Consider the following 20,694-nt stretch of genomic DNA (forward strand, 5'->3'; position numbering starts at 1 on the left):
CGTCCCGTCGGCCCGTCCGGGGCTAGGACGCCACGTCGCTGCCCTGTCGCGCGAGGGCCGTCAGGCGGGAGACCGCGCGGTAGTACTTCTTCATGTAGCCGCCGTGCATCATCTCCTCGGTGAAGAGATGATCGAAGGTCGTGCCGCTCGCCATGATGGGCACGTCGCGGTCGTACAGCCGGTCCGCGAGGACCACGAAGCGCAGCGCGACCGCCTGTTCCGTGATCGTCTCCACGTTGTGCCAGGCCACGGCGTCGATGCCGTCCAGCATCTGCCGGTAACGGCTGGGGTGCACGTCCGAGAGATGCCGGAGCAGATCCCCGAACTCGTCCTCGGCGAGGACCCCGCCCGCGTAGGATGCGACCCTCTCGCGCAGACCGGCGTCGTCCATCGCGTCGGGGGCCTGCGGCAGGCCGCGGTGGCGGAAGTCCTCACCGTCGATGCGGGCCACGTCGAACTGGTCGGCGAGCACCTGGATCTCCCGCTGGAAGTCCTGGGCGGCGAACCGCCCGTCCCCCAGGGACCCCGGCAGGGTGTTGGACGTCGCGGCGAGCTTGACCCCGGCGTCCGCGAGCTCGCGCATCAGCCGTGACATCAGGACGGTGTCGCCCGGATCGTCGAGTTCGAATTCGTCGATGCAGACCAGGCTGTAGCTGCTCAGCGCGTCGACGGTCTTGCGGAAACTGAGCGCCCCGACCAGGTTCGTGTACTCGACGAACGTGCCGAAGGCCTTCGGCCCGGACGACGCGTGCCACAGGGACGCCAGGAGGTGGGTCTTGCCCACGCCGAAACCGCCGTCGAGGTAGATACCCGCCCGCGTCTCGGGCTTCTTCCCTCCGCCGAACAGCTTGCGGAGGCCCGACGGCTTCGGCTCGTCCACGGAGGACGCGAAGTCGCGCAGCTTCGAGACCGCGGCCGCCTGCGACGGCTGTTGCGGATCCGGACGGTAGGTGTCGAAGGACACCTCACCGAAGCGGGGTGACGGGTAGAAGCCACCCAGCAACTCATCGACGGAGACCCTGGGACTGCGCTCTGTGAGGTGTTCGATGACTGGCACGGACGTGGACCGCTTTCTCTCTCCGGCTGGTGGTGGCGGCGGCACGCCCGCAGGGTGCCGTTCCGCAACGCAAGACTACGGCACCCCCGTCCGCGTGATGCCCCCGGGGCCCGCACCCGACGGCCCTTGACGCGCGGCCGTCCCGGAAGCATTTGCCCGGCCGCGTCGTTAGGCTAGAGGAAACCACGCCCGCCCGTCCTCAGGACGTCGCGGTCGTGCCCGGACAGCTGACAGCTACGCGAAAGGCCGCAATGACCCTGGCTCCCGATCCGCAGGACAAGTTCGCCGAGTACGCCCACCCCGAGCGGCTCGTCTCGACCGACTGGCTCACCGCGAACCTCGGCGCTGAGGGGCTCGTCGTTGTCGAGTCCGACGAGGACGTCCTGCTGTACGAGACGGGTCACATCCCGGGGGCCGTGAAGGTCGACTGGCACACGGAGCTCAACGACGAGGTGACGCGGGACTACATCGACGGTGAGGGCTTCGCACGCCTGATGGCGTCCAAGGGCATCTCGCGGGATTCCACCGTGGTCGTCTACGGCGACAAGAGCAATTGGTGGGCCGCCTACGCGCTCTGGGTCTTCACGCTCTTCGGCCACGAGGACGTCCGCCTGCTCGACGGCGGCCGGGACAAGTGGGTGGCGGAGGACCGTCCGCTGACCACGGACAAGCCCGGGATCACTGCTGTCGACTACCCGATCGTGGACCGGGACGACGCGTCGATCCGCGCCTACCTCAGCGATGTGCTCGACCACCTGGGCAACCCGCTGATCGACGTCCGTTCCGGCGACGAGTACACGGGTGCCCGCACCACCATGCCGGCCTACCCGGAGGAGGGTGCCCTGCGCGGCGGCCACATCCCCACCGCCCGCTCCGTCCCGTGGGCGCGGGCCGCCGCCCCGGACGGGACCTTCCGTTCCCGCGCCGAACTGGACGCCATCTACCGGGACGAGGCGGGGCTGCAGGACGGCGACGACGTCGTGGCGTACTGCCGGATCGGGGAGCGCTCGAGCCACACCTGGTTCGTCCTCACGCACCTGCTCGGCTTCGACAGGGTCCGCAACTACGACGGCTCGTGGACCGAGTGGGGCAACGCCGTCCGCGTGCCCATCGTCCGCGGCACCGAGCCCGGCGAGCTGCCGGCCGGATCGCGGACGTCGGCACGATGACCGCGGAGACCGTCCCGGCGAAACTCGCCGAGATCATCGACGACTTCCAGGCCCTGTCCGAGCCGGACCGCCTGCAGCTCCTCCTCGAGTTCTCCACCGGGCTCCCGGGGCTGCCCGCGCGGTACAGCGACCACCCCGAGCTGCTCGAGCAGGTGGTCGAGTGCCAGAGCCCGCTGTTCCTCACCATGGAGATCGGCGGTGGACCGGAGCGGCCCGTCCACCTCTTCTTCTCGGCGCCCCGGGAGGCCCCGACGACGCGCGGGTTCGCCGGCGTCCTGCTCGAGGGGCTCGACGGCCTGCCGGCCGCCGAGGTCCTCGCGGTGCCGGACGACGTCCCCGACCGCCTCGGCCTCACCCGCGCCATCACTCCCCTGCGAATGCGCGGCATGTCCGCGATGCTGGGGCGGATCAAACGGAATATCAGGGACGCTCAGTAGCCGCCGGGTCGGGCATCTTCCCGCCGGGGAGGGTCCGGCCGAACAGGAGGCCGTCCAACCAGCGTTCGACGACGGACTCCCACCGCTGCGGATCCACGTTCCATTCCTTCGTGTGCCGGGCCCGGTGGAACCGCTCGAGCGTGACGAAGGCAGGATTCTTCGCCGCGAGCTCGGCCGAAGCGCCGATGGGGACGAACTCGTCGTCCTCGCTGTGGAGGATCAGGGTGGGCAGGGTCAGCTGCTCGGCACGCGTGATCCAGTCCATGCTCTTGAGGTCCAGCGGGGCGGCGAGGCCCGTGATCCTCCGCGCACGTTCGCTCGCCAGGAGGTACTGGCCGAGCCGCCCCACGGGGGCGGGGATCCGGTTGAGGGCGGCGTGGTGGGCGAGCACCTCCATCCAGTTGATCACCGGCCCGTCCAGGACGAGCGCGGTGATCCGGCTGCGGTGGCGTGAGAGGTCCGCGGTCTGCAGGACGATCGCCCCGCCCATCGACCACCCGAAGAGCACCACGTCGCGGGCGCCGTGCGTCATCGCGAAGTCGATGGCGGCGTCGACGTCGTGCCATTCCGTCATGCCCAGGCCGTAGCGGCCGTCCGGTGCCGCGGGGGCTTCGCCGTCGTTCCGGTAGGAGATGACCAGACTGGTCATGCCCAGGCGTCGGGCCGGAGCGAGCGCGCGCAACGCCTCCGCACGCGTGGCGCCGCGGCCGTGCACCATGATCGCCCAGGTGCCGGACGGTGCCTCGGCGCGGACCAGCCAGGCGGGGGCGGCCCCGCCCTCGACGGGGATGTGCACCTCCTCGTCCGCGAAGCCCACCGCGGACGGCGAGGGGTAGACGGCGCCGCTCCACCAGCCGCGCGTGGCCGCGGCGAGGTCGCCCGCGTCCACCCTGTCGACGCAGCGTTCCACGGTGCCCTCACGGGGGACGTAGGACCGGATGGCACCGATGCGGGCATGGCCGGCCCCGCGGTCGAAGTAGAGGCTGTAGGTCCCCTCCACGGTCGTGTCGTCGGTGGCGGGGAGGATGACCGTCTGGCTGCCGGCGGATCCGACGACGGCGAGGATGTCGAGGTTCTCGTCGCGGGCGCGCGCCGGCGTGACGACCTGCCGCGCGAAATACACCGCGAGTCCCGAGACGGCTCCGGCCGCGGAGGATGCGACGGCCGCCCCCGCGCCCACGCCGAGCGCTGTCCACTTGAGCCACGGTGCGGTCCCCTGCTGCGCGGCGGCCGGCGGCGTCATCGATGTCATGGTTCCATTTCTACCCTGCGGCGCCGAGGGTCGTCGATTCACAGCCGCCGCGGGTCCCCCTCGGATGGCGAGCAGGACCGCGCAGTACAGTGGCGCCATGACGCAGACAATCCTCGTGCTGAGCGAAGAAGCACTGACCGGCCCGGATCTCCGCAACCTGCAGACCCTGCGCGGAGAGGACGAACTGGTGGAGATCGTGGTCCTGATCCCCGAGGACGCGAACGAATCGGTGCTGGGAGAGTTCTTCCGCCACCTGAGCCTGTTAGAGGTGGGCGAGGCGTTCCGCACCTTCTCCGCAGACGACCGCCGCCACGACGAGGCCACGGCCCGCGAGGCCCTCGAGACCTCGCTGCAGCTGCTCCTGGACGAGGGCTTCACGGCCCGCGGGCGGACGACGAGCGAGAATCCCGTGGACGCCATGATCCAGGAGGCGAAGGCGAGCGGAGCCGCCCAGGCGGTGGTCATCACCCGCCCCCACGCCGTGGCGGACACCTTCCATACCGACTGGGCCAGCAAGGCCCAGGCCAAGCTCGGCATCGCCGTGCTGCACCTGTACTCGGGGTCGGGATTTATTGGTGACTCGTAGGCGTTGCAGAAGCTATGACCACTGAACGTGAGAGCTACCGGCCAGAGATCGAGAAGTCCGACGACGAATGGCGGCAGGAGCTGACTCCCCAGGAGTTCCAGGTCCTGCGGAACGCCGGCACCGAGCGCCCGTACACGGGCGAGTACTACGACGCCAAGACGGCGGGCACCTACGAGTGCAGGGCCTGCGGTGCCGAACTGTTCACGAGCAACGAGAAGTTCGACTCGCACTGCGGGTGGCCCTCCTTCTGGGCACCGCTCGCGGAAGGCACCGTCCGTTACCTGCACGACCGCTCGCTCGGCATGGAGCGCATCGAGGTGCGGTGCACCCGCTGCGACTCGCACCTCGGGCACCTGTTCAAGGGCGAGGGCTTCGACACGCCGACCGACCAGCGCTTCTGCATCAACTCCATCTCCATGAAGCTGGTTCCCGCGGAGTAGCCACCAGAGCGCCCTGGTGCGCGGGTGGTGCAGGAAGGTCGGTCCTCCGGGGCCGGCCTTCCTGCGTTCCAGGTGCTGTGAAGGCCGGCTGGCCCTCCTGTGCTTCGAACTCATGCTGAGAGCAAGAAAGTCTGATCCTCGGGCCGCTTGTGGCTAAGAGTTCCTGTTCAAGTTGCTAGGCTCCCCCATACGCACCACCCGTCGTCCCGGCCGGAGAAAGCAGGAGCCATGACCGTCACTCCCCTCGTTCGAGCGAACCGCACGCCGCAGCACACCGACGCCTGGAAGGCGCTCAAGGCCGCGGCCCACGAGCTGCGACTCCTGCAGGTCAAGGACGGGTCCATCCCGGATGCCGAGCACCACGCGGCGGCCTCGGACCACACCCTCCGGATCATCGCCGCCGTCGAGGAACTCGCACCCCTGTTCCCCCACGACGCCGACTACCTCGCCCGCACCGTGACGGCCTTCGAGGCGTGGCGCGCCGGCGGCTTCGCCGTCCCCGACTTCCTCGAGCCGCTGCTCGCCTTCCAGCCGCAGCTGGACCGCACGGACGGCCTGCAGCACCTGGTCGTCTTCCCCATGTACACCCAGAACGGCAGCACCAACCGGCTCGTCGAGGCCGTCCTCGTCGAGGTGCTGTGGCCGGAGTTCGTCGCCGAGCTCGAAGCAGGTGACTACTCCAATGCCCTCTTCGTCCCGATCAGGTTCCTCGACTTCACGGACGGCTACAGCACGAACTCCGCGGTGCTCTTCCCCGAGACCGTCGCCGTGAGCCGGACCCCCACGTTCACGTGGGGCGCCATCTTCGCGGACCGCGAGGCCGCGCGTTTCCGGCGGGTGGTCCGCGCCGCCGCCGGGATCACGCGCCTCGACCTGCCCGGCGAGGCGCTCGAGCTGCTGGAGGACCAGGCGCTCGCGGAGGAGACCTTCGTGATGTGGGACCTCATCCACGACCGCACCCACATGCGCGGCGACCTGCCGTTCGATCCGTTCATGATCAAGCAGCGCATGCCGTTCTTCCTGTACTCGCTCGAGGAACTGCGCTGCGACCTGACGGCTTTCCGCGAGTCGGTGCGGATCGCCAAGGACGAGGACGCCTCGCCCGAGGCCCGCAGGCACGCCCGGCTCGTGCAGTACGCCGTGATCTTCGACCGCATCTTCCGCTTCAGCATCACGGGCACCCGGGTGCGCAACTACGACGGCCTCGGCGGCCAGCTCCTGTTCGCGTGGATGCACCAGCACCGCGTCCTCCACTGGACGGACACCAAGCTCACCATCGACTGGGACGAGGTGGCCGACGTCGTCGTCGCCCTCGGCGAGCAGATCGAGCAGCTGTACTGGCGGTCCATCGACCGCCCCAAGATCGCGCACTGGCTCGCCGCCTACGAGCTGGTCTCGGCCACCGTCACACCGCATCCCGCCTCCGTGTGGGCGAAGGGACCGGACGCGCTCGAGCTTCTCGGTCCGCCGCGTGCGCTCACCGACGCCGTCCTCGACGACGAGTTCCCCCTGTCCATGTTCTTCGAGGCGCTGGAGCGGAAGATGAAGCCCGTCATCGAGTCCACGGCCGGCATCACGGCGGACGCGGCGTGAGCGACGACGTCGGTACCCGCACGGCCGTCGTCGCCGGCGCCACCAGCGCAGCCGGCGTCGCCCTCACCCGGCGGCTGGTCGCGGACGGACTGACCGTCGTCGCCGTCGGGTCCCATGCCGGCCGCCTCGAGGCGGCGTTCGCGGACCTCGACGGCGTGGACCGGCGGGTGTGCGACCTCACGGACGAGGCCGCGGTCCTGGCCCTCGCCGACCGCGTGCGCACCGATCACGGCGGCGCCGACGCCCTGTTCCACCTCGTCGGCGGCTGGCGTGGCGGCAAGGGCATCACCACGCAGACCGCCGAGGACTACGGCTTCCTGCACCGCTCGGTCTTCGTGACCCTGTTCAACACGAGCCGGGCGTTCTACGACCAGCTGGCAGAGCACGGCGGCCGGCTCGCCGCCGTGTCCGCCACGGCCGTCGCCGCGCCCACCGCGGCCAACGCGTCCTATGCCGCGGTGAAGGCCTCCGTCGACGCCTGGGTCCAGGCCGTCGCCGACGGCTTCGCCCGGGACGGCACGACGGCGGCAGCGACCGCGGTCGTCGTCAGGGCCCTCGTGGACGACGCGATGCGCGGGCAGCACCCGGAGCGGGCGTTCAAGGGCCACACGCACGTCGACGACCTCGCGGCGATCCTCGCCGGCCTGGCCGGGGCGCCGGCCGCGGAGGTCAACGGGACCCGCATCGACGCGGTTCGGGGATAATGGGACGGTGACCGACACCCTGACTCCCGTGGCCCCGCCCGCTCCCCTGCACGACCGCACCCAGCGCAGCTTCGCGTCGGACAACTACTCGGGGGTGCACCCCGAGGTCCTCGCGGCCATCGCCGCGGCGAACGAGGGGCACCAGGTCGCCTACGGCGAGGACCAGTACACCGCGCGGCTGCTGGAGGTGATGGAGCACCACTTCGGCGAGGGGATCTCCATCTACCCGGTCTTCAACGGCACCGGAGCGAACGTGCTCTCCCTGCAGTCGATGCTGCCGCGCTGGGGTGCCGTGATCTGCCCGCAGACCGCCCACATCAACGTCGACGAGAACGCCGCACCCGAGCGCGTGGGCGGCATCAAGCTCCTGACCGTGCCCACGCCGGACGGCAAGCTCACGCCCGAGCTGATCGACCGCGAGGCCTGGGGCTGGGGCGACCAGCACCGCGCGCAGCCCTTGGCCGTCTCCATCACGCAGACCACGGAGCTCGGGACGCTCTACTCGGTCGCCGAGATCAAGGCCATCGCCGACCACTGCCATGCCCGCGGGATGCGCCTCCACATGGACGGCGCCCGGCTCGCGAACGCCGCAGCGGCGCTCGGCCAGCCCCTCCGGGCCTTCACACGCGACGCCGGCGTGGACATCCTGTCCTTCGGCGGCACCAAGAACGGCCTCATGTTCGGCGAGTGCGTCGTCGTGCTGAACCAGGAGGCGTCCACCGGGCTCGAGTACCTCCGCAAGCTCAACATGCAGCTCGCGTCGAAGATGCGCTTCGTCTCCGCCCAGCTCATCGCCCTGCTCGACGGCGACCTGTGGCTCCGTTCGGCGTCCCACGCGAACGCCATGGCGGCCCGCCTGACGGAGGGGGTCCGGGGGATCCCCGGCGTGACCCTTACCCAGGAGACCACCGCGAACGCGGTCTTCGCGATCCTGCCCCCCGGCGCCGCGGACCGCATCCGCGAGAGCTTCAGGTTCTACGACTGGGACCAGGCCACGGGCGAGGTCCGCTGGATGTGCTCGTTCGACACCACCGAGGAGGACGTCGACGCCTTCATCGACGCCATCCGCCGGGAGGCGTCCGCCTGACGGTCCCGGCGCGCCGCCGCTGCGCGCCCGCCCCCAGGGCATAGCCTGCGGGAGTGAGTGCAATCGGTGGCGTGTCGCAGCTTCCTGCCGAGTTCCTCGACGCCCTCGCGGGCCTCCGGCGGGCGGCACGCCGCAGCGAGATCCGCCTCGAAGAGGTTCCCGCACCCTCCCGCCTGGCCCCCTTCGCCGTCGCCCTCGGTGCCGAGGTGTTCGAGGCGACCCTCCCACCGCTCACCCCCGTCCACGGTCCGGCACGCTCCCTCGTCGTCGCGCCCGATCCGGAGGAACTGGCCACGGGCCGCTTCATCCTCCTCTACGACCCCGCGGGCTCCGAGGTGTGGAACGGCCGGTTCCGGATCGTGACGTACATCCGCGCCCAGCTCGAGGCGGACATGGGCAACGACGCCCTGCTCGGCTCCGTGGCCTGGACCTGGCTCGTGGAGGCCCTGCAGAACCGAGGCGCCCGCCACCACAGCGCGGGCGGCACCGCCACGAGGATCCTGTCCGAGAGCTACGGCATGCTGGGGGACCGCCCGGACACCATCGACATCGAACTCCGGGCCTCCTGGACACCCGACACCTCCGACGTGCAGCGCCACCTCGAGGCCTGGACGGACATGGTGTGCACCTTCGCCGGCCTGCCGCCCCTGCCCGCCGGCGTCGCCCACCTTCCGCACCGACGGTCCTGAGGCCGCGTGCGAGACGCGGGAGGGGCCGTCGGGCCGCGGAATGCTCCGGGATAGACTGAAAACACCATGAGTTCCCACACTTCCGAACAGACGGACCGCATCGAAGCATCCGATCCCGCCGACACAGGCATCCCCGAATCCCTCGCCCTCACCGAACCGCGCGACGGCGTGCCCCTGGTCATCGACACCCAGGCCGGGCTCGAACGCGCGGCGGCGGCCCTCGCGGCCGGGACGGGGCCGGCGGGTGTCGACGCCGAGCGGGCCTCGGGCTTCCGGTACGGGCAGCGCGCCTTCCTCGTGCAGATCCGCCGCGAGGGAGCGGGCACCTGGCTCATCGACCCGGAGCCCTTCGACGACCTCCGCATCATCGACGAGGCCCTCGACGGCGTCGAGTGGATCCTGCATGCCGCCAGCCAGGACCTGCCCTGCCTCTCGGAGCTCGGCATGTGGCCGGACCGGCTCTTCGACACGGAGCTCGCGGCGCGGCTGGCCGGACTGCCGCGGGTGGGTCTCGCCGCCGTCATCGAATCGCAGCTCGGCTTCAGCCTGGCCAAGGAGCACTCGGCCGCGGACTGGTCGAAGCGGCCGCTCCCCGAGCCCTGGCTCCGCTACGCGGCGCTCGACGTCGAGGTCCTCACCGAACTGCGCGACAAGCTGGCCGCGCTCCTCGAGCAGGACGGCAAGCTCGGGATCGCCGAGGAGGAGTTCGAGCACATCCGCCGGACTCCCCCCGCGGAGCCGCGCGTGGACCCCTGGCGCCGCACCTCCGGGCTGCACCAGCTGCGCGACCGGCGGCAGCTCGCCGCCGTGCGGCAGATGTGGCTCGAGCGGGAGGACCTCGCGCAGCGCCGCGACGTCGCTCCCGGCCGACTGATCCCGGACTCCGCCATCGTCGCCGCGGCCAAGGCCATGCCGACCACCGTCCCCCAGTTGCTGGCGACCAAGGGCTTCCACGGCCGGGCGGCACAGAAGGAGGCCCCGCGCTGGATCCGGTGCCTCAGTGAGGCGGGGAAGCTCACCGACCTCCCGCCCCTGCACGTCTCCTCGAATGCTCCGCCCCCACCCCGCGTCTGGGCGGAGAAGGACCCCGAGGCCGCTGCCCGGCTGCAGACCGCCCGGCCCCGCGTGACGCAGCGCGCCGAGAAGCTGGGGATGCCGGTGGAGAACCTGCTGACGCCGGACTACCTGCGCCGTCTCGCCTGGCGCCCGCCCGCGGAGATCTCGCTCGAGTCCGTCGCGGCGGCCCTCGCCGATCTCGGTGCACGTCCGTGGCAGATCGAGCAGGTCGCCGCGATCATCACGGTCGCCTTCCTCGACCCGGATCCGCTGCCCGCCAAGGGTGGACAGGGAAACCAGGACGCGGCTGCCGACTAGCCGATCTCACCCGGGCGGCCGCTTGCACGCTATGTTACTGACCAGTAACATGTTCGCGGATCAACATCTCGAAGAGGAGTACCAGGTGAGCCCAGAAACCGGGACCATGCCCACGGGCAGAACGGCACGCGCGTCACGCGCCGTCCGCGACGTCGTCTTCGTCGACGGAGTACGGACCCCCTTCGGCAAGGCGGGCGACAAGGGCATCTACGCCGGCATGCGCGCCGACGACCTCGTGGTGAAGTGCATCCGCGACCTGCTGCGCCGCAACCCGTCCCTGCCGCCCGAACGCATCGACGACGTCGCGATCGCGGCCACCACGCAGACCGGCGACCAGGGGCTCACGATCGGCCGGACGGCCGCCCTCCTGGCGGGGCTCCCCCGCACCGTCCCCGGCTTCGCCATCGACCGCATGTGTGCGGGCGCCATGACGGCCGTGACCACCACGGCGTCCGGCATCGCGTTCGGTGCGTACGACGTCGTCATCGCCGGCGGCGTCGAACACATGGGCAACCACCCGATGGGCGCCGACGCGGATCCGAACCCGCGCTTCATGTCCGAGCGCATCGTGGACCCCGCGGCCCTGAACATGGGCAACACCGCCGAGAACCTCCACGACCGCTTCCCGGGTATCACGAAGGACCGCACGGACGCCTACGCCGTGCGCAGCCAGCAAAAGCTCGCCGCGGCCTACGAGGACGGGCGCATCCAGCCCGATCTCGTGCCGGTCGCCGGGAAGAAGACCGGCGCGGGCTGGACCCTCAACAGCGTCGACGAGCCCCCGCGTCCCGGCACCACCGTGGAGGACCTCGCGACGCTGCGGACGCCGTTCCGCGCCCACGGGCGCGTCACCGCCGGCAACGCCGCCGGACTGAACGACGGCGCCACCGCGGCCCTCCTCGCCTCCGCCGACGCGGCGGCGGAACTGGGCCTGCCTGTGCGGATGCGCCTGGTGGCCTACGCCTTCGCCGGTGTCGAACCGGAGGTCATGGGCATCGGGCCCGTCCCCGCCACGGAGAAGGCGCTGCGCCAGGCCGGGCTGGACATCTCCGACATCGGCCTGTTCGAGATCAATGAGGCTTTCGCCGTCCAGGTCCTGAGCTTCCTCGACCACTTCGGCATCGACGACGACGACCCGCGCGTGAACCGCTACGGCGGCGCCATCGCCGTCGGGCACCCGCTCGCCTCCTCCGGTGTGCGCCTCATGAACCAGCTCGCCCGCCAGTTCGAGGAGGACCCCTCGGTCCGCTACGGCATGACCACCATGTGCATCGGCCTCGGCATGGGCGCGACCGTCATCTGGGAGAACCCCCACCACGAGCACTACGGACAGGATGCAACATGAGCTTCGAACGCTACGACGAACTGGCCGCGCTGGTTCCCGCCGAGATCGTCACCCACTCCTATGTCCAGGACATCACGCTGCCCGAGGGCGCCGGGGTGCTCGCGCTCATCACCCTCGACAACGACCTCGACCACGCGAAGCCCACCACCCTCGGGCCCAACACGCTGATCGAGTTCGGCCGCACGCTCGAGGGCCTGAAGTACCGAGCGGCGCGCGGGGAGATCTCCGCCGTCGCCGTGACCGGCAAGCCCTACTTCCTCGTCGCCGGCGCGGACCTCACCACGGTCAAGAGCGTCAGGTCGGAGCACCTCGGCCGCCTCATGGCCGAGCTCGGCCACGAGGCGTACGACCTCCTCGCGGACCTGGGCGTGCCGAGCTTCGCCTTCATCAACGGCGTGGCCCTGGGCGGCGGCCTGGAGATCGCCCTCGCGGCGACCTACCGCACCGTCTCCTCGGGCGCCAGCGGCATCGGCCTGCCCGAGGCCTTCATCGGCCTCGTCCCGGGCTGGGGCGGCGTCTACCGCCTCCCCCGCCTCATCGGCCCGGCCAACGCGGTCAAGGTCATGATCGAGAACCCGCTGAGCAACAACCGGAGCCTGAACGGCCGGGCCGCCTACGACCTCGGAATCGCGGATGCCCTCTTCGAGCCCGCCGACTACATCGAGCAGTCCCTCCTCTGGGCCGCCCGGGTGGTCAACGGCGGTGAGGCCGCGGACGCCGTCGAGCAGCGGCGTGCCGGTCTCGCCCGGTACGACGACGCCGAGTGGTCCGGCGCCGTCGCGGCAGGCCGTCGATTCGTGGAGGCGAAGACCAGCAACGCCGCTCCGGCGCCGTCGCGGGTGCTCGACCTGCTCGAGGCGGGCCTCACGCTGTCCCGGAAGGAATCGGCGGCTGCCGAGTGCACGGCCCTCGCCGAACTCATGCAGACGGCCGAGTTCCATGCCACGGTGTACGCCTTCCTGGATCTGGTGCAGAAACGCGGCAAGCGCCCCGCCGGCGCCCCGGACCGGAAGCTCGCCCGCCCGGTCTCGAAGGTCGGCGTCGTCGGGGCCGGGCTCATGGCGAGCCAGCTCGCGCTGCTGTTCGCCCGGCAGCTCAAGGTCCCGGTGGTCCTCACGGACATCGACCAGGCCCGCGTGGACAAGGGCGTCGCGTACGTCCACGCGGAGATCGACAAGACGCTCGAGCGCAAGCGCCTGACGCAGGACGCCGCGAACCGCACCAGGGCACTCGTCTCCGGCTCCGTGTCGAAGGACGTCTTCGCGGACGCCGACTTCGTCATCGAGGCTGTCTTCGAGGAGATGTCGGTCAAGAAGCAGGTCTTCGCGGAGGTCGAGGCCGTCGTCTCGCCCGAGTGCATCCTCGCGACCAACACGTCCTCGCTGTCCGTGGCCGAGATGGCCGCGGACCTGGTGCACCCCGAACGCGTGGTCGGCTTCCACTTCTTCAACCCGGTGGCGGCCATGCCGCTGCTCGAGGTGGTCCGCGCACCCAAGACCGACGACGCCGTGCTCTCGACCGCCTTCGTCCTCGCGAAGGGCCTGAAGAAGAACGCGGTCCTCGTGCAGGACGCGCCGGCGTTCGTCGTCAACCGGATCCTCGGCCGCATGTTCGGCGAGATCACCGCGGTCTTCGACGAGGGGACGGACGCGGAGACCGCGGACAACGCCCTCCGGCCGATGGGCCTGCCCATGACGCCGTTCCGGCTGCTCGCCCTCGTGGGCCTGCCCGTCGGGCAGCACGTGCAGGAGTCGCTGCACACCGCGTTCGGCAACCGCTTCCACGTCTCCGCGAACCAGCAGAAGCTGATCGATGCCGGCGTGAAGGGCCTGTGGGAGAAGCAGGAGGACGGCTCCTCCGTGGTTCCCGAGCAGACCCTGGCGCTCATGGACCGCGGAGACAGCCCGTCCTCCTCGGAGGAGGTGCTGCGCCGCACGCAGGACGCCCTGGCGGACGAGATCGGGCGCATGCTCGACGAGGGCGTCGTCGCGGCCCCCGAGGACATCGACCTCTGCATGATCATGGGTGCCGGCTGGCCCATGCACCTGGGCGGCATCACCCCCTATCTCGATCGCGTCGGCGCGTCCGAGCGCGTTCTCGGGAAGCGGTTCCACCAGGGCTGACACAGCGCCCGGCATCGGCCCTGCGCAGTGTCTGACGGACAGGAAAGGCCCCGATCAACAGGTCAGGGCCTTTTCCGCTTGTTGTACCTCTTGCATCGGGGTGTAGGCAGGGGTGGCGCATCGGAGACGGGGCGAGGGTCGCGGTTCCCCGGTAGTGAATTTCTCCAGGCGCCCTCCACGAGTGGTCAGGCGAGCAGTAGTTCGGCCCGTCGTGAGCGTCGCGCGTAGGGGTATGCCGGAGTACTGTGATCGCCCGGCGCACGGCTCAGCGATGTCGGCGGGTGGGCCGTCTCTCCAGACCGTGCGCTTATTCTCCCTGGTGTTCGCGTTCGTGCGGGCTGCTGCTAAGGCAGGGAGGCGCGGTGGATCTGTAGGTGTGGCGGTCGGCGTACTGATCCCGGGGCATGCCGGGCCCCGGGACTGCTGTTGGGAGGCGCGGTCGTCCTCCAGCCGGGGAGTTCCTTCATGTGGTTGCAGGCTTCACACAGCCCGGCGCCGTGGGCGAGGCTGGTGGGCCCATCGTCACGCCAGGGGACGATGTGGTCGTAGTGGCGCACCACAGTACGGGGTCCTGCACAGGGGGTCGCGGGCCTGGATGAAGCTGCGCTGCCCGGCCGGGAAGAGCCGGGCTCGGGACTCGGCAGCCACCAGTTCCCCGCTACCGGGGGCGGTGTGGAGGCGTCGGAGCAACACCTCGAAGCTCTGCCCGTTCTTTGCTGCCTGCCCCGAAATCTGTCCTGCTCGCCCGGTGGTGAGGAGGTTCCGGGCCCAGCCAGCCAGGACGATCCCGCAGCCGGGAAGCCGGGTCGGGTCACTCTCACCCTGGAACAGGGTGCAGTCCGTCGTGATCAGCTTCACCTCGACCCGGGAGGACCCTTTTGGGGTGCCGGTAGTTCGCTCCACCAGTGCGTCGGCCGTGGCCTGACCACGGCTCCGCTCATCCCCGCCGCTCGTTCAGCGTCGGCGTGCCGGGTCAGCTCCGCATGCACCGCAACCCCCCTCAGTGACCGGCAGCAGGGCCGTCAGATAGGTCGGGGTGTCCGGAGCCGGCCGTAGACTCACCCCCAGCACGCCCTTACGGAGGAAGATGCCGAGGTGGCAGTGCTCATCGGGCGAAGTCAGCTCGACGCCGGCTTCTTCTCCTCCCGCTGGGGCCGCGCAACACGCACGGAACGCGTGTATCTCCGAGCCATCGCGCACGACGGGGACACCGGGTCCCGCACCCGTCGGATCGCTCGACGACTCGGCGTCAAAGTCACCGTACTCGGCCCAGCCCGAGCACAGCTTGTCCACAAAGGCATCGTCCCCCCGTGGTGCGGGGGTGGTCACCGGGCGGCTTTTGTCTTTCCCACCAGTGGTGAAACGTTTTCATGGTCGTCAGTGGTTGTGATCTGACGCACTATGCATATAGGATCACACCACTTCCTATATACGAAGGGGGTTCGCTGATGAGCACCCATCAGCTCTTTCCTCCGCAGGACCTTGTTCGCTTGGCCACCGACGCACTGGAGGCTCGTGGCGTTCCGCACCAGGACGCAGCCCTCACTGCGCGCTCCCTGGTTCAGGCGGACCAGCGTGGCATTTACTCGCACGGATTGCTCCGTCTCCCCTTGTACTGCGAGGCGCTAAGGCTGGGCGGCATCAACCCGGTACCCAGCCTGAAGTTCTCTCGAAACCAGGGCAGCGTCGCAGTACTCGACGCAGACGCTGCACTGGGTCAAGTCGCCATGCAGGCTGCTGTGGATCGCGTCATCGACGTTGGTCGCAGGGAAGGTATCGCTGCCGTCGCCGTCCATAACAGCAGTCACTATGGTGCCGGGGCGTTCTGGAGTGATCAGCTCGCAGAGGCGGGATTCATGGCCTTCATCACCTCATCCACCGGACCAGTGGTTGCACCCCACGGTGGAACCAGCAAGGTCCTCGGCACGAATCCGTTGACCTTCGGCGCACCCAGCGCGTCCGGGTGGCCGCTCACGGCCGACCTGGCAACTAGCAACGGTGCTTATGGCAAGGTGATTGCCGCGAAGAATGAGGGCACACAGTTGCCGGAGGGTTGGGCGGTCGACGCCGCCGGCAACCCGACCACGGACCCACAAGAGGCGGAAAAGGGATCGATGATCCCCTTCGGCGGCCACAAGGGCTCCGCAGTGGCCGTTCTGCTCGAGGCATTCGCGGCATCCCTGACAGACGCTACGTTCGCTTTCGAGACTGTCGACATCTGGTCCAACCCGGCGTCGCGAATGAATAACGGACACCTGGTCGTCGGCCTCGACACGGCTGCCTTCGCCGGCAGCGCACGGACGGCGGCGAGGGTAGCTATCCTTCAGGACCGCGTACGCAGCTCTGGTCCTGCAGGCCGGCCCGTGGATGCCCCGGGAGATCCAGAACGTCGGCGCGAGGCGGGTGCTGCAGACGCTGTTTCCTTGCCGCTCTCGACCATCGATCAACTGACCTCCCTAGCCGACGAGCTGTCCCTCTTACCCCTTTCATCCCGACCAGCAACCTGACCATCAGTATCTTTCGGAAGGATTCAGCAATGAAGCTCGAAACTAACCCCACCAGCAATTCCGCAGGTTCCCACGCCAACCGGAGGATGGTCCTGAGCGTTGCCGCGGCGGCCGCTCTACTGCTGTCCGGATGCGGTGTCGGCACGGCCGTCGATCGGGACAGTGTGGAAGAAGTAGATACGAACGCCAAGACTCTCCGGCTGGCGCACGTCTACGATGCAGGGCACCCGGTTGAGGAATGCGGCGTCGCCACCCTCAAGGAGGAGTTGCAGGGAAGCGGCCTGCAGATTCAGAGCTTCCCATCCGCCCAATTGGGCAACGAATCCGAATTGCTGGAACAGGTTGCCTCCGGCAGCCTCGACATGGCCGTGGCGGGTCCGTCCTTCCTGGGCGTCTGGGAGGAGAACGCGGCCGTTCTCGACGCGGCATACCTGTTCGAAGACGTGGACCACTTCGTGGAGACAGCTAACGGCGAAGTAATGCAGACTGTGTTCGACGATCTGTATGAATCCTCCGACATCAAGGTGCTCTCCAACTGGTACTACGGAACCCGCCACGTGACAGCGAACAAGGAGATCAGTACCGCCGCCGACTTCAACGGTCTAAAGATCCGGACTCCCAACGCGCCCCTGTACCTGACCAATATCAGTGCCATGGGTGGCACTGCGACCCCCATGGCACTTGACGAGGTGTACCTGGCGCTTCAGCAGGGTGTCATTGACGCGCAGGAAAACCCGGTCCCCACCATCTCCACAGCGAAGTTCAATGAGGTCCAGGACTACATCAACCTGACCGGCCACATGATCCAAGGCGTCGAGATCACGACAGGGCGCACCGTGTACGAAGGTCTGTCCGACGAGGAGCGCACCGCACTCGAAGGCGCCATGCAGACCGCCGCAGACGCCACCCGCGAATGCGTCGAGGAGCAGGAACAGTCCATCCTCGAGGAATGGAAGACCGGCAGCGGCATCCAGGTCAACGAAGACGTCGACCGTGAATCTCTTGCCGCTTCAGCAGGGGAAGTCATGCGCGAACAGCCTTGGGGTGACCTTTACGAGCAGATCCAGACGGCGCGATGAGCGAAGAGGTCGGCTCGTATCCAACCTCGGGCAATGAGAACAACCTCGCTACCGGGCTACGGGTTCCGCAGGAACCCGACGACCCGGACTTTCCGGAGCAACGAAACAGCCCGTACCGGTATCTCGTCGTCACCGAGAGGCTCGCTGCCTGCACGTTCCTCGTGGGCACGCTGGGCCTGATCATCCTGCAAGTCGTCAGCCGCTACATCTTCAACTCGCCGTTCAGCTGGACCGAAGAGCTGGCGCGGTTCGGCTTACTGTGGTTCACCTTCGTCTCCGCCGGATTCGTGATGGCGCGCCGTATCCACATCGCGGTCGATATCGTCGCAAGCAAATTGGGGCGAAAGGGAACGGTCGTCCTCGACACCTTTGCCCTGGCCATGGTGATCATCGCCTCGGGGATGATGGCTTTCGCCGGGGCGGAATTTGCCGCCGAAGCGGCGCGCCTTCAGGCCCCGGCGACGTCATTGCCAATGAGTCTGGTCTACAGCTCGGCGGTGGTGGGATTCACGCTGATCTGTTTCCACGCCCTGGTGCACATGTACCTGAATATCCGCCATCCGGAGCTCGTGCCGGACGCGATGGAAAACCTCGAACGGGAAGCGGTCTAGGAAACCCGATATGACTCTACTTATCATGGTGATCAGCCTGCTGCTGCTCCTCGCCCTACGGGTACCCGTCTCATTCGCACTCCTGATCCCGTCCCTCGGATATGTGCTTACGGACCCCTCGGTACGTCTCGGTACCGCTGTCCAGCAGACCGTTTCGGGAGTCGATAGCTTCTCCATCCTCGCGGTTCCAATGTTCATTCTGTTGGGGAACCTGGCCAATGTCTCCGGCGTGACCGACAAGCTGTACGACGCCGCTGTAGCGGGGATCGGGCACCTCCGGGGCAGTCTGGGTTACGTGAACGTGGCCACCAGTTTCGGATTCTCTTGGATGAGCGGGGCCGCGATTGCAGACGCGGCAGCGATGGGCCGCGTCCAGGTGCCGGCTATGGTTCAGCGCGGCTACAAGCGTGAATTCGCGCTAGGAGTCACCGGGGCCTCGAGCCTGATCGCTCCCATGATCCCGCCGAGCATCCCAGCCGTGATCTACGCGGTCACGGCAGGGGTGTCCGTCGGAGCGCTCTTCATGGCGGGAATCGTTCCCGCGCTGATCCTGGTGACCGCGCTGTGCACCACAGTATGGATCCTCATGCGGAAAAGGAACGAACTCCGTCTGCCCAGATCGACATGGGCCCTTCGCGGCAAGACAGCCCTTGCGGCCGTCCCGGCCCTCGGCTCTGCCGTCGTGATCCTCGGCGGCATCCTCAGCGGCATCTTCACGCCCACGGAAGCCAGCGGCATCGGAGTCATCTACATCGCCATCCTGGCCGTCGTCTATAAGGCACTCACCTGGCGGAAGCTGTACCGCACCCTGCTGACCACCGTCGAGACCTCCGGCTCGGTCCTCCTGATCGTCGCAGCTGCGGCGCTGTTCGGGTGGGTCCTTGCCCGGGAACAGGCACCACAGGTCGCCGCGAATCTCATCCTGGAGATCACGAACCAACCGATCGTGTTCCTGATCCTCGTCAACGTGTTGCTCCTCCTGGTGGGCTGTGTCCTAGAACCGACGGCCGCGATCCTGATCCTGGTCCCCGTGCTTCTTCCCGTCGCTGAAACCTTCGGGATAGACCCAGTCCACTTCGGCATCATGGTCATCTTCAACCTCCTGATTGGGCTGATCACCCCACCCGTGGGACTGGTGCTGTTCGTCCTCTCAAGTGTCACCAAGGCACCGGTGCCTGTCGTGATCAAGGGAATCTTGCCGTTCTTCGCTCCCATGGTTGTGACCCTGCTGCTCATCAGCTTCGTTCCGGCCGTCACGCTCGCTCTGCCGGTACTGCTCGGCTTCCTCTAGACCGCCTCCTCCTGACCTTCAAGGAACCTCCTCATGTCAAAGATTGAATCTGTCCGCACCACCGATGTCCGCTTTCCCACGTCACTGGAACTCGACGGCTCGGACGCCGTCAACGTCGACCCCGACTACTCGGCGGCTTACGTTGAAATCAAGACCGACGACGGCGAGAGCGGGTACGGGCTCGTCTTCACCTGCGGCCGCGGCAATGACATCGTCACCGCCGCCATGGACAGCTACGGCGAACTCCTCGTTGGCCGGGACACCGACGAACTGGTCAACAACCTCGGAGATTCCTCCCGCCGTCTCATCCATGACTCCCAAATGCGCTGGCTCGGCCCCGAAAAGGGTGTATCCCACATGGCGTGCGGCGGGTTGATCAACGCCATGTGGGACATCCGGGCACGCCGCGAAGAGAAACCGCTGTGGCTGTTGCTCAGCGAAATGTCCTCGGAAGAAATCATCAGCGCCGTGGACTTCACCCACATCCGTAATGCCCTCACCCCCGAGGATGCCGCCGACATCCTGCGGGAAGGACAGGTGGGCAAGGAAGCACGCATCGCCGAACTCACGGCACACGGCTACCCCGCCTACACCACCACCCCAGGCTGGCTCGGTTACAGCGACGAGAAGCTGGTCCGGTTGTCAAAGGAAGCCGTCGCCGATGGTTTCGGCATGATCAAGCTCAAGGTTGCCGGCAGCATCGAGGATGATCGCCGGCGGCTGTCCCTAGCGCGAGAAGCAGTAGGACCGGACGTCCGAATCGCGATCGACGCCAACCAGCGCTGGGAGGAGCAGGAAGCCATCGACTGGGTCAACCAACTCCAGGACTTCGCGCCCTACTGGATCGAGGAACCGACGAGCACTGACGACATCCTCGCCCACGCTGCCATCCGCAAAGCCGTCCACCCCATCAAGGTCGTGACCGGTGAAGCTGTTCACAACCGCATCATCTTCAAGCAAATGCTTCAGGCCGGGGCCATCGACATCATGCAGATCGATTCGACCCGGGTGGCCGGTGTCAACGAGAACATCGCGAACCTGCTGCTCGCGGCACGTTTCGAGACCCCGGTCTGCCCGCATGCCGGAGGGGTCGGGTTGTGCGAACTGGTGCAGCACTTCTCCTTCTTCGACTATGCAGCCATCACCGGCACGATGGAGGACCGCGTCATCGAGTTCGTCGACCACCTCCATGAGCACTTCACAGAACCGGCAGTTGTCTCCAATGGCCGGTACCAGGCACCCAAGCTTCCCGGTGTCGGAGCCGAGATGCTGCCCGAATCCACCTCACGCTGGTCGTACCCAAACGGTGCCGTGTGGCAGGAACTGAACGCCCGCTGAAGTCTCGGAAGG

18 protein-coding genes are annotated in these 20,694 nt (G+C 68.2%); 16 read left to right on the plus strand and 2 right to left on the minus strand.

Features of this window, described 5'->3' with window-relative positions:
* Window positions 1-22: 22 nt before the first annotated feature.
* On the minus strand, window positions 23-1,057 hold the full coding sequence (zapE, locus tag CXQ92_RS03195) for a cell division protein ZapE (RefSeq protein ID WP_104165210.1): 1,035 nt from the start codon (window positions 1,055-1,057) through the stop codon (window positions 23-25).
* A 251-nt stretch (window positions 1,058-1,308) separates the two neighbouring features.
* Between zapE and CXQ92_RS03200 the strand changes: the two genes are divergently transcribed.
* Together CXQ92_RS03200 and CXQ92_RS03205 are read left to right on the plus strand one after the other, a co-directional pair.
* Window positions 1,309-2,226, plus strand: a complete 918-nt coding sequence (locus tag CXQ92_RS03200) for a sulfurtransferase (RefSeq protein ID WP_104165212.1) — start codon at window positions 1,309-1,311, stop codon at window positions 2,224-2,226.
* Complete coding sequence (locus CXQ92_RS03205) at window positions 2,223-2,663, plus strand: SufE family protein (protein WP_104165214.1); 441 nt, start codon at window positions 2,223-2,225, stop codon at window positions 2,661-2,663. Before CXQ92_RS03200 ends, CXQ92_RS03205 begins: the two co-directional genes overlap by 4 nt.
* Here the strand turns inward: CXQ92_RS03205 and CXQ92_RS03210 are convergent.
* Entirely contained in the window at window positions 2,647-3,915 is a 1,269-nt protein-coding gene (locus CXQ92_RS03210) for a S9 family peptidase (RefSeq protein ID WP_104165215.1), read from the minus strand. The two genes, CXQ92_RS03205 and CXQ92_RS03210, sit on opposite strands and share 17 nt — an antisense overlap.
* Window positions 3,916-4,012: 97 nt before the next feature.
* On the opposite strand from CXQ92_RS03210, the gene CXQ92_RS03215 reads away from it, so the two are divergent.
* The 14 genes from CXQ92_RS03215 (at window position 4,013) to CXQ92_RS03280 (ending at window position 20,682) form a co-directional block, all read left to right on the plus strand.
* A complete protein-coding gene (locus tag CXQ92_RS03215; RefSeq protein ID WP_104165217.1) occupies window positions 4,013-4,501 on the plus strand; it encodes a hypothetical protein in 489 nt (162 codons plus the stop codon).
* 14 nt (window positions 4,502-4,515) lie between these two features.
* On the plus strand, window positions 4,516-4,941 hold the full coding sequence (gene msrB / locus CXQ92_RS03220; protein ID WP_104165219.1) for a peptide-methionine (R)-S-oxide reductase MsrB: 426 nt from the start codon (window positions 4,516-4,518) through the stop codon (window positions 4,939-4,941).
* Between the two features lie 228 nt (window positions 4,942-5,169).
* Window positions 5,170-6,534, plus strand: coding sequence for a DUF6421 family protein (locus CXQ92_RS03225; RefSeq protein ID WP_104165220.1), 1,365 nt, complete (start codon window positions 5,170-5,172; stop codon window positions 6,532-6,534).
* The gene (locus CXQ92_RS03230; protein ID WP_104165222.1) at window positions 6,531-7,238 is read left to right on the plus strand and encodes an SDR family oxidoreductase; all 708 of its coding nucleotides are present in this window, start codon (window positions 6,531-6,533) and stop codon (window positions 7,236-7,238) included. Before CXQ92_RS03225 ends, CXQ92_RS03230 begins: the two co-directional genes overlap by 4 nt.
* Window positions 7,239-7,245: 7 nt before the next feature.
* Entirely contained in the window at window positions 7,246-8,325 is a 1,080-nt protein-coding gene (locus CXQ92_RS03235; protein ID WP_181033536.1) for a low specificity L-threonine aldolase, read from the plus strand.
* A 62-nt stretch (window positions 8,326-8,387) separates the two neighbouring features.
* Window positions 8,388-9,014 carry a DUF3000 domain-containing protein gene (locus CXQ92_RS03240; protein ID WP_104166674.1) on the plus strand — a complete coding sequence of 209 codons (627 nt, stop codon included), beginning with the start codon at window positions 8,388-8,390 and terminating at the stop codon, window positions 9,012-9,014.
* A gap of 66 nt (window positions 9,015-9,080) precedes the next feature.
* Window positions 9,081-10,388, plus strand: a complete 1,308-nt coding sequence (locus CXQ92_RS03245; RefSeq protein WP_104165224.1) for an HRDC domain-containing protein — start codon at window positions 9,081-9,083, stop codon at window positions 10,386-10,388.
* Between the two features lie 106 nt (window positions 10,389-10,494).
* Window positions 10,495-11,733: an acetyl-CoA C-acyltransferase gene (locus CXQ92_RS03250; RefSeq protein ID WP_104165226.1), complete on the plus strand. Its 1,239-nt coding sequence runs from the start codon at window positions 10,495-10,497 to the stop codon at window positions 11,731-11,733.
* Entirely contained in the window at window positions 11,730-13,856 is a 2,127-nt protein-coding gene (locus CXQ92_RS03255; RefSeq protein WP_104165228.1) for a 3-hydroxyacyl-CoA dehydrogenase NAD-binding domain-containing protein, read from the plus strand. The genes CXQ92_RS03250 and CXQ92_RS03255 overlap by 4 nt, the downstream gene beginning before the upstream one ends.
* A gap of 1,448 nt (window positions 13,857-15,304) precedes the next feature.
* A complete protein-coding gene (locus CXQ92_RS03260; RefSeq protein ID WP_104165230.1) occupies window positions 15,305-16,363 on the plus strand; it encodes an Ldh family oxidoreductase in 1,059 nt (352 codons plus the stop codon).
* A gap of 29 nt (window positions 16,364-16,392) precedes the next feature.
* Window positions 16,393-17,442, plus strand: a complete 1,050-nt coding sequence (locus tag CXQ92_RS03265; RefSeq protein ID WP_258069684.1) for a sialic acid TRAP transporter substrate-binding protein SiaP — start codon at window positions 16,393-16,395, stop codon at window positions 17,440-17,442.
* A complete protein-coding gene (locus tag CXQ92_RS03270) occupies window positions 17,439-18,053 on the plus strand; it encodes a TRAP transporter small permease (RefSeq protein WP_104165232.1) in 615 nt (204 codons plus the stop codon). Before CXQ92_RS03265 ends, CXQ92_RS03270 begins: the two co-directional genes overlap by 4 nt.
* 10 nt (window positions 18,054-18,063) lie before the next feature.
* Entirely contained in the window at window positions 18,064-19,344 is a 1,281-nt protein-coding gene (locus tag CXQ92_RS03275) for a TRAP transporter large permease (protein ID WP_104165234.1), read from the plus strand.
* Window positions 19,345-19,377: 33 nt separating this feature from the next.
* A complete protein-coding gene (locus CXQ92_RS03280) occupies window positions 19,378-20,682 on the plus strand; it encodes an enolase C-terminal domain-like protein (RefSeq protein ID WP_104165236.1) in 1,305 nt (434 codons plus the stop codon).
* Window positions 20,683-20,694 lie beyond the last annotated feature (12 nt).

Source organism: Arthrobacter sp. SX1312 (assembly GCF_002929295.1).
In the GTDB taxonomy this organism is placed as follows: Bacteria; Actinomycetota; Actinomycetes; order Actinomycetales; family Micrococcaceae; genus Arthrobacter_D.

Coding starts and splice junctions, on each gene's coding strand:
- CXQ92_RS03200 (WP_104165212.1), top strand. CDS start 1,309: ATGACCCTGGCTCCCGATCCGCAGGACAAGTTCGCCGAGTACGCCCAC.
- CXQ92_RS03205 (WP_104165214.1), top strand. CDS start 2,223: ATGACCGCGGAGACCGTCCCGGCGAAACTCGCCGAGATCATCGACGAC.
- CXQ92_RS03210 (WP_104165215.1), bottom strand. CDS start 3,915: ATGACATCGATGACGCCGCCGGCCGCCGCGCAGCAGGGGACCGCACCG.
- CXQ92_RS03215 (WP_104165217.1), top strand. CDS start 4,013: ATGACGCAGACAATCCTCGTGCTGAGCGAAGAAGCACTGACCGGCCCG.
- msrB (WP_104165219.1), top strand. CDS start 4,516: ATGACCACTGAACGTGAGAGCTACCGGCCAGAGATCGAGAAGTCCGAC.
- CXQ92_RS03225 (WP_104165220.1), top strand. CDS start 5,170: ATGACCGTCACTCCCCTCGTTCGAGCGAACCGCACGCCGCAGCACACC.
- CXQ92_RS03245 (WP_104165224.1), top strand. CDS start 9,081: ATGAGTTCCCACACTTCCGAACAGACGGACCGCATCGAAGCATCCGAT.
- CXQ92_RS03250 (WP_104165226.1), top strand. CDS start 10,495: ATGCCCACGGGCAGAACGGCACGCGCGTCACGCGCCGTCCGCGACGTC.
- CXQ92_RS03255 (WP_104165228.1), top strand. CDS start 11,730: ATGAGCTTCGAACGCTACGACGAACTGGCCGCGCTGGTTCCCGCCGAG.
- CXQ92_RS03260 (WP_104165230.1), top strand. CDS start 15,305: ATGAGCACCCATCAGCTCTTTCCTCCGCAGGACCTTGTTCGCTTGGCC.
- CXQ92_RS03265 (WP_258069684.1), top strand. CDS start 16,393: ATGAAGCTCGAAACTAACCCCACCAGCAATTCCGCAGGTTCCCACGCC.
- CXQ92_RS03270 (WP_104165232.1), top strand. CDS start 17,439: ATGAGCGAAGAGGTCGGCTCGTATCCAACCTCGGGCAATGAGAACAAC.
- CXQ92_RS03275 (WP_104165234.1), top strand. CDS start 18,064: ATGACTCTACTTATCATGGTGATCAGCCTGCTGCTGCTCCTCGCCCTA.
- CXQ92_RS03280 (WP_104165236.1), top strand. CDS start 19,378: ATGTCAAAGATTGAATCTGTCCGCACCACCGATGTCCGCTTTCCCACG.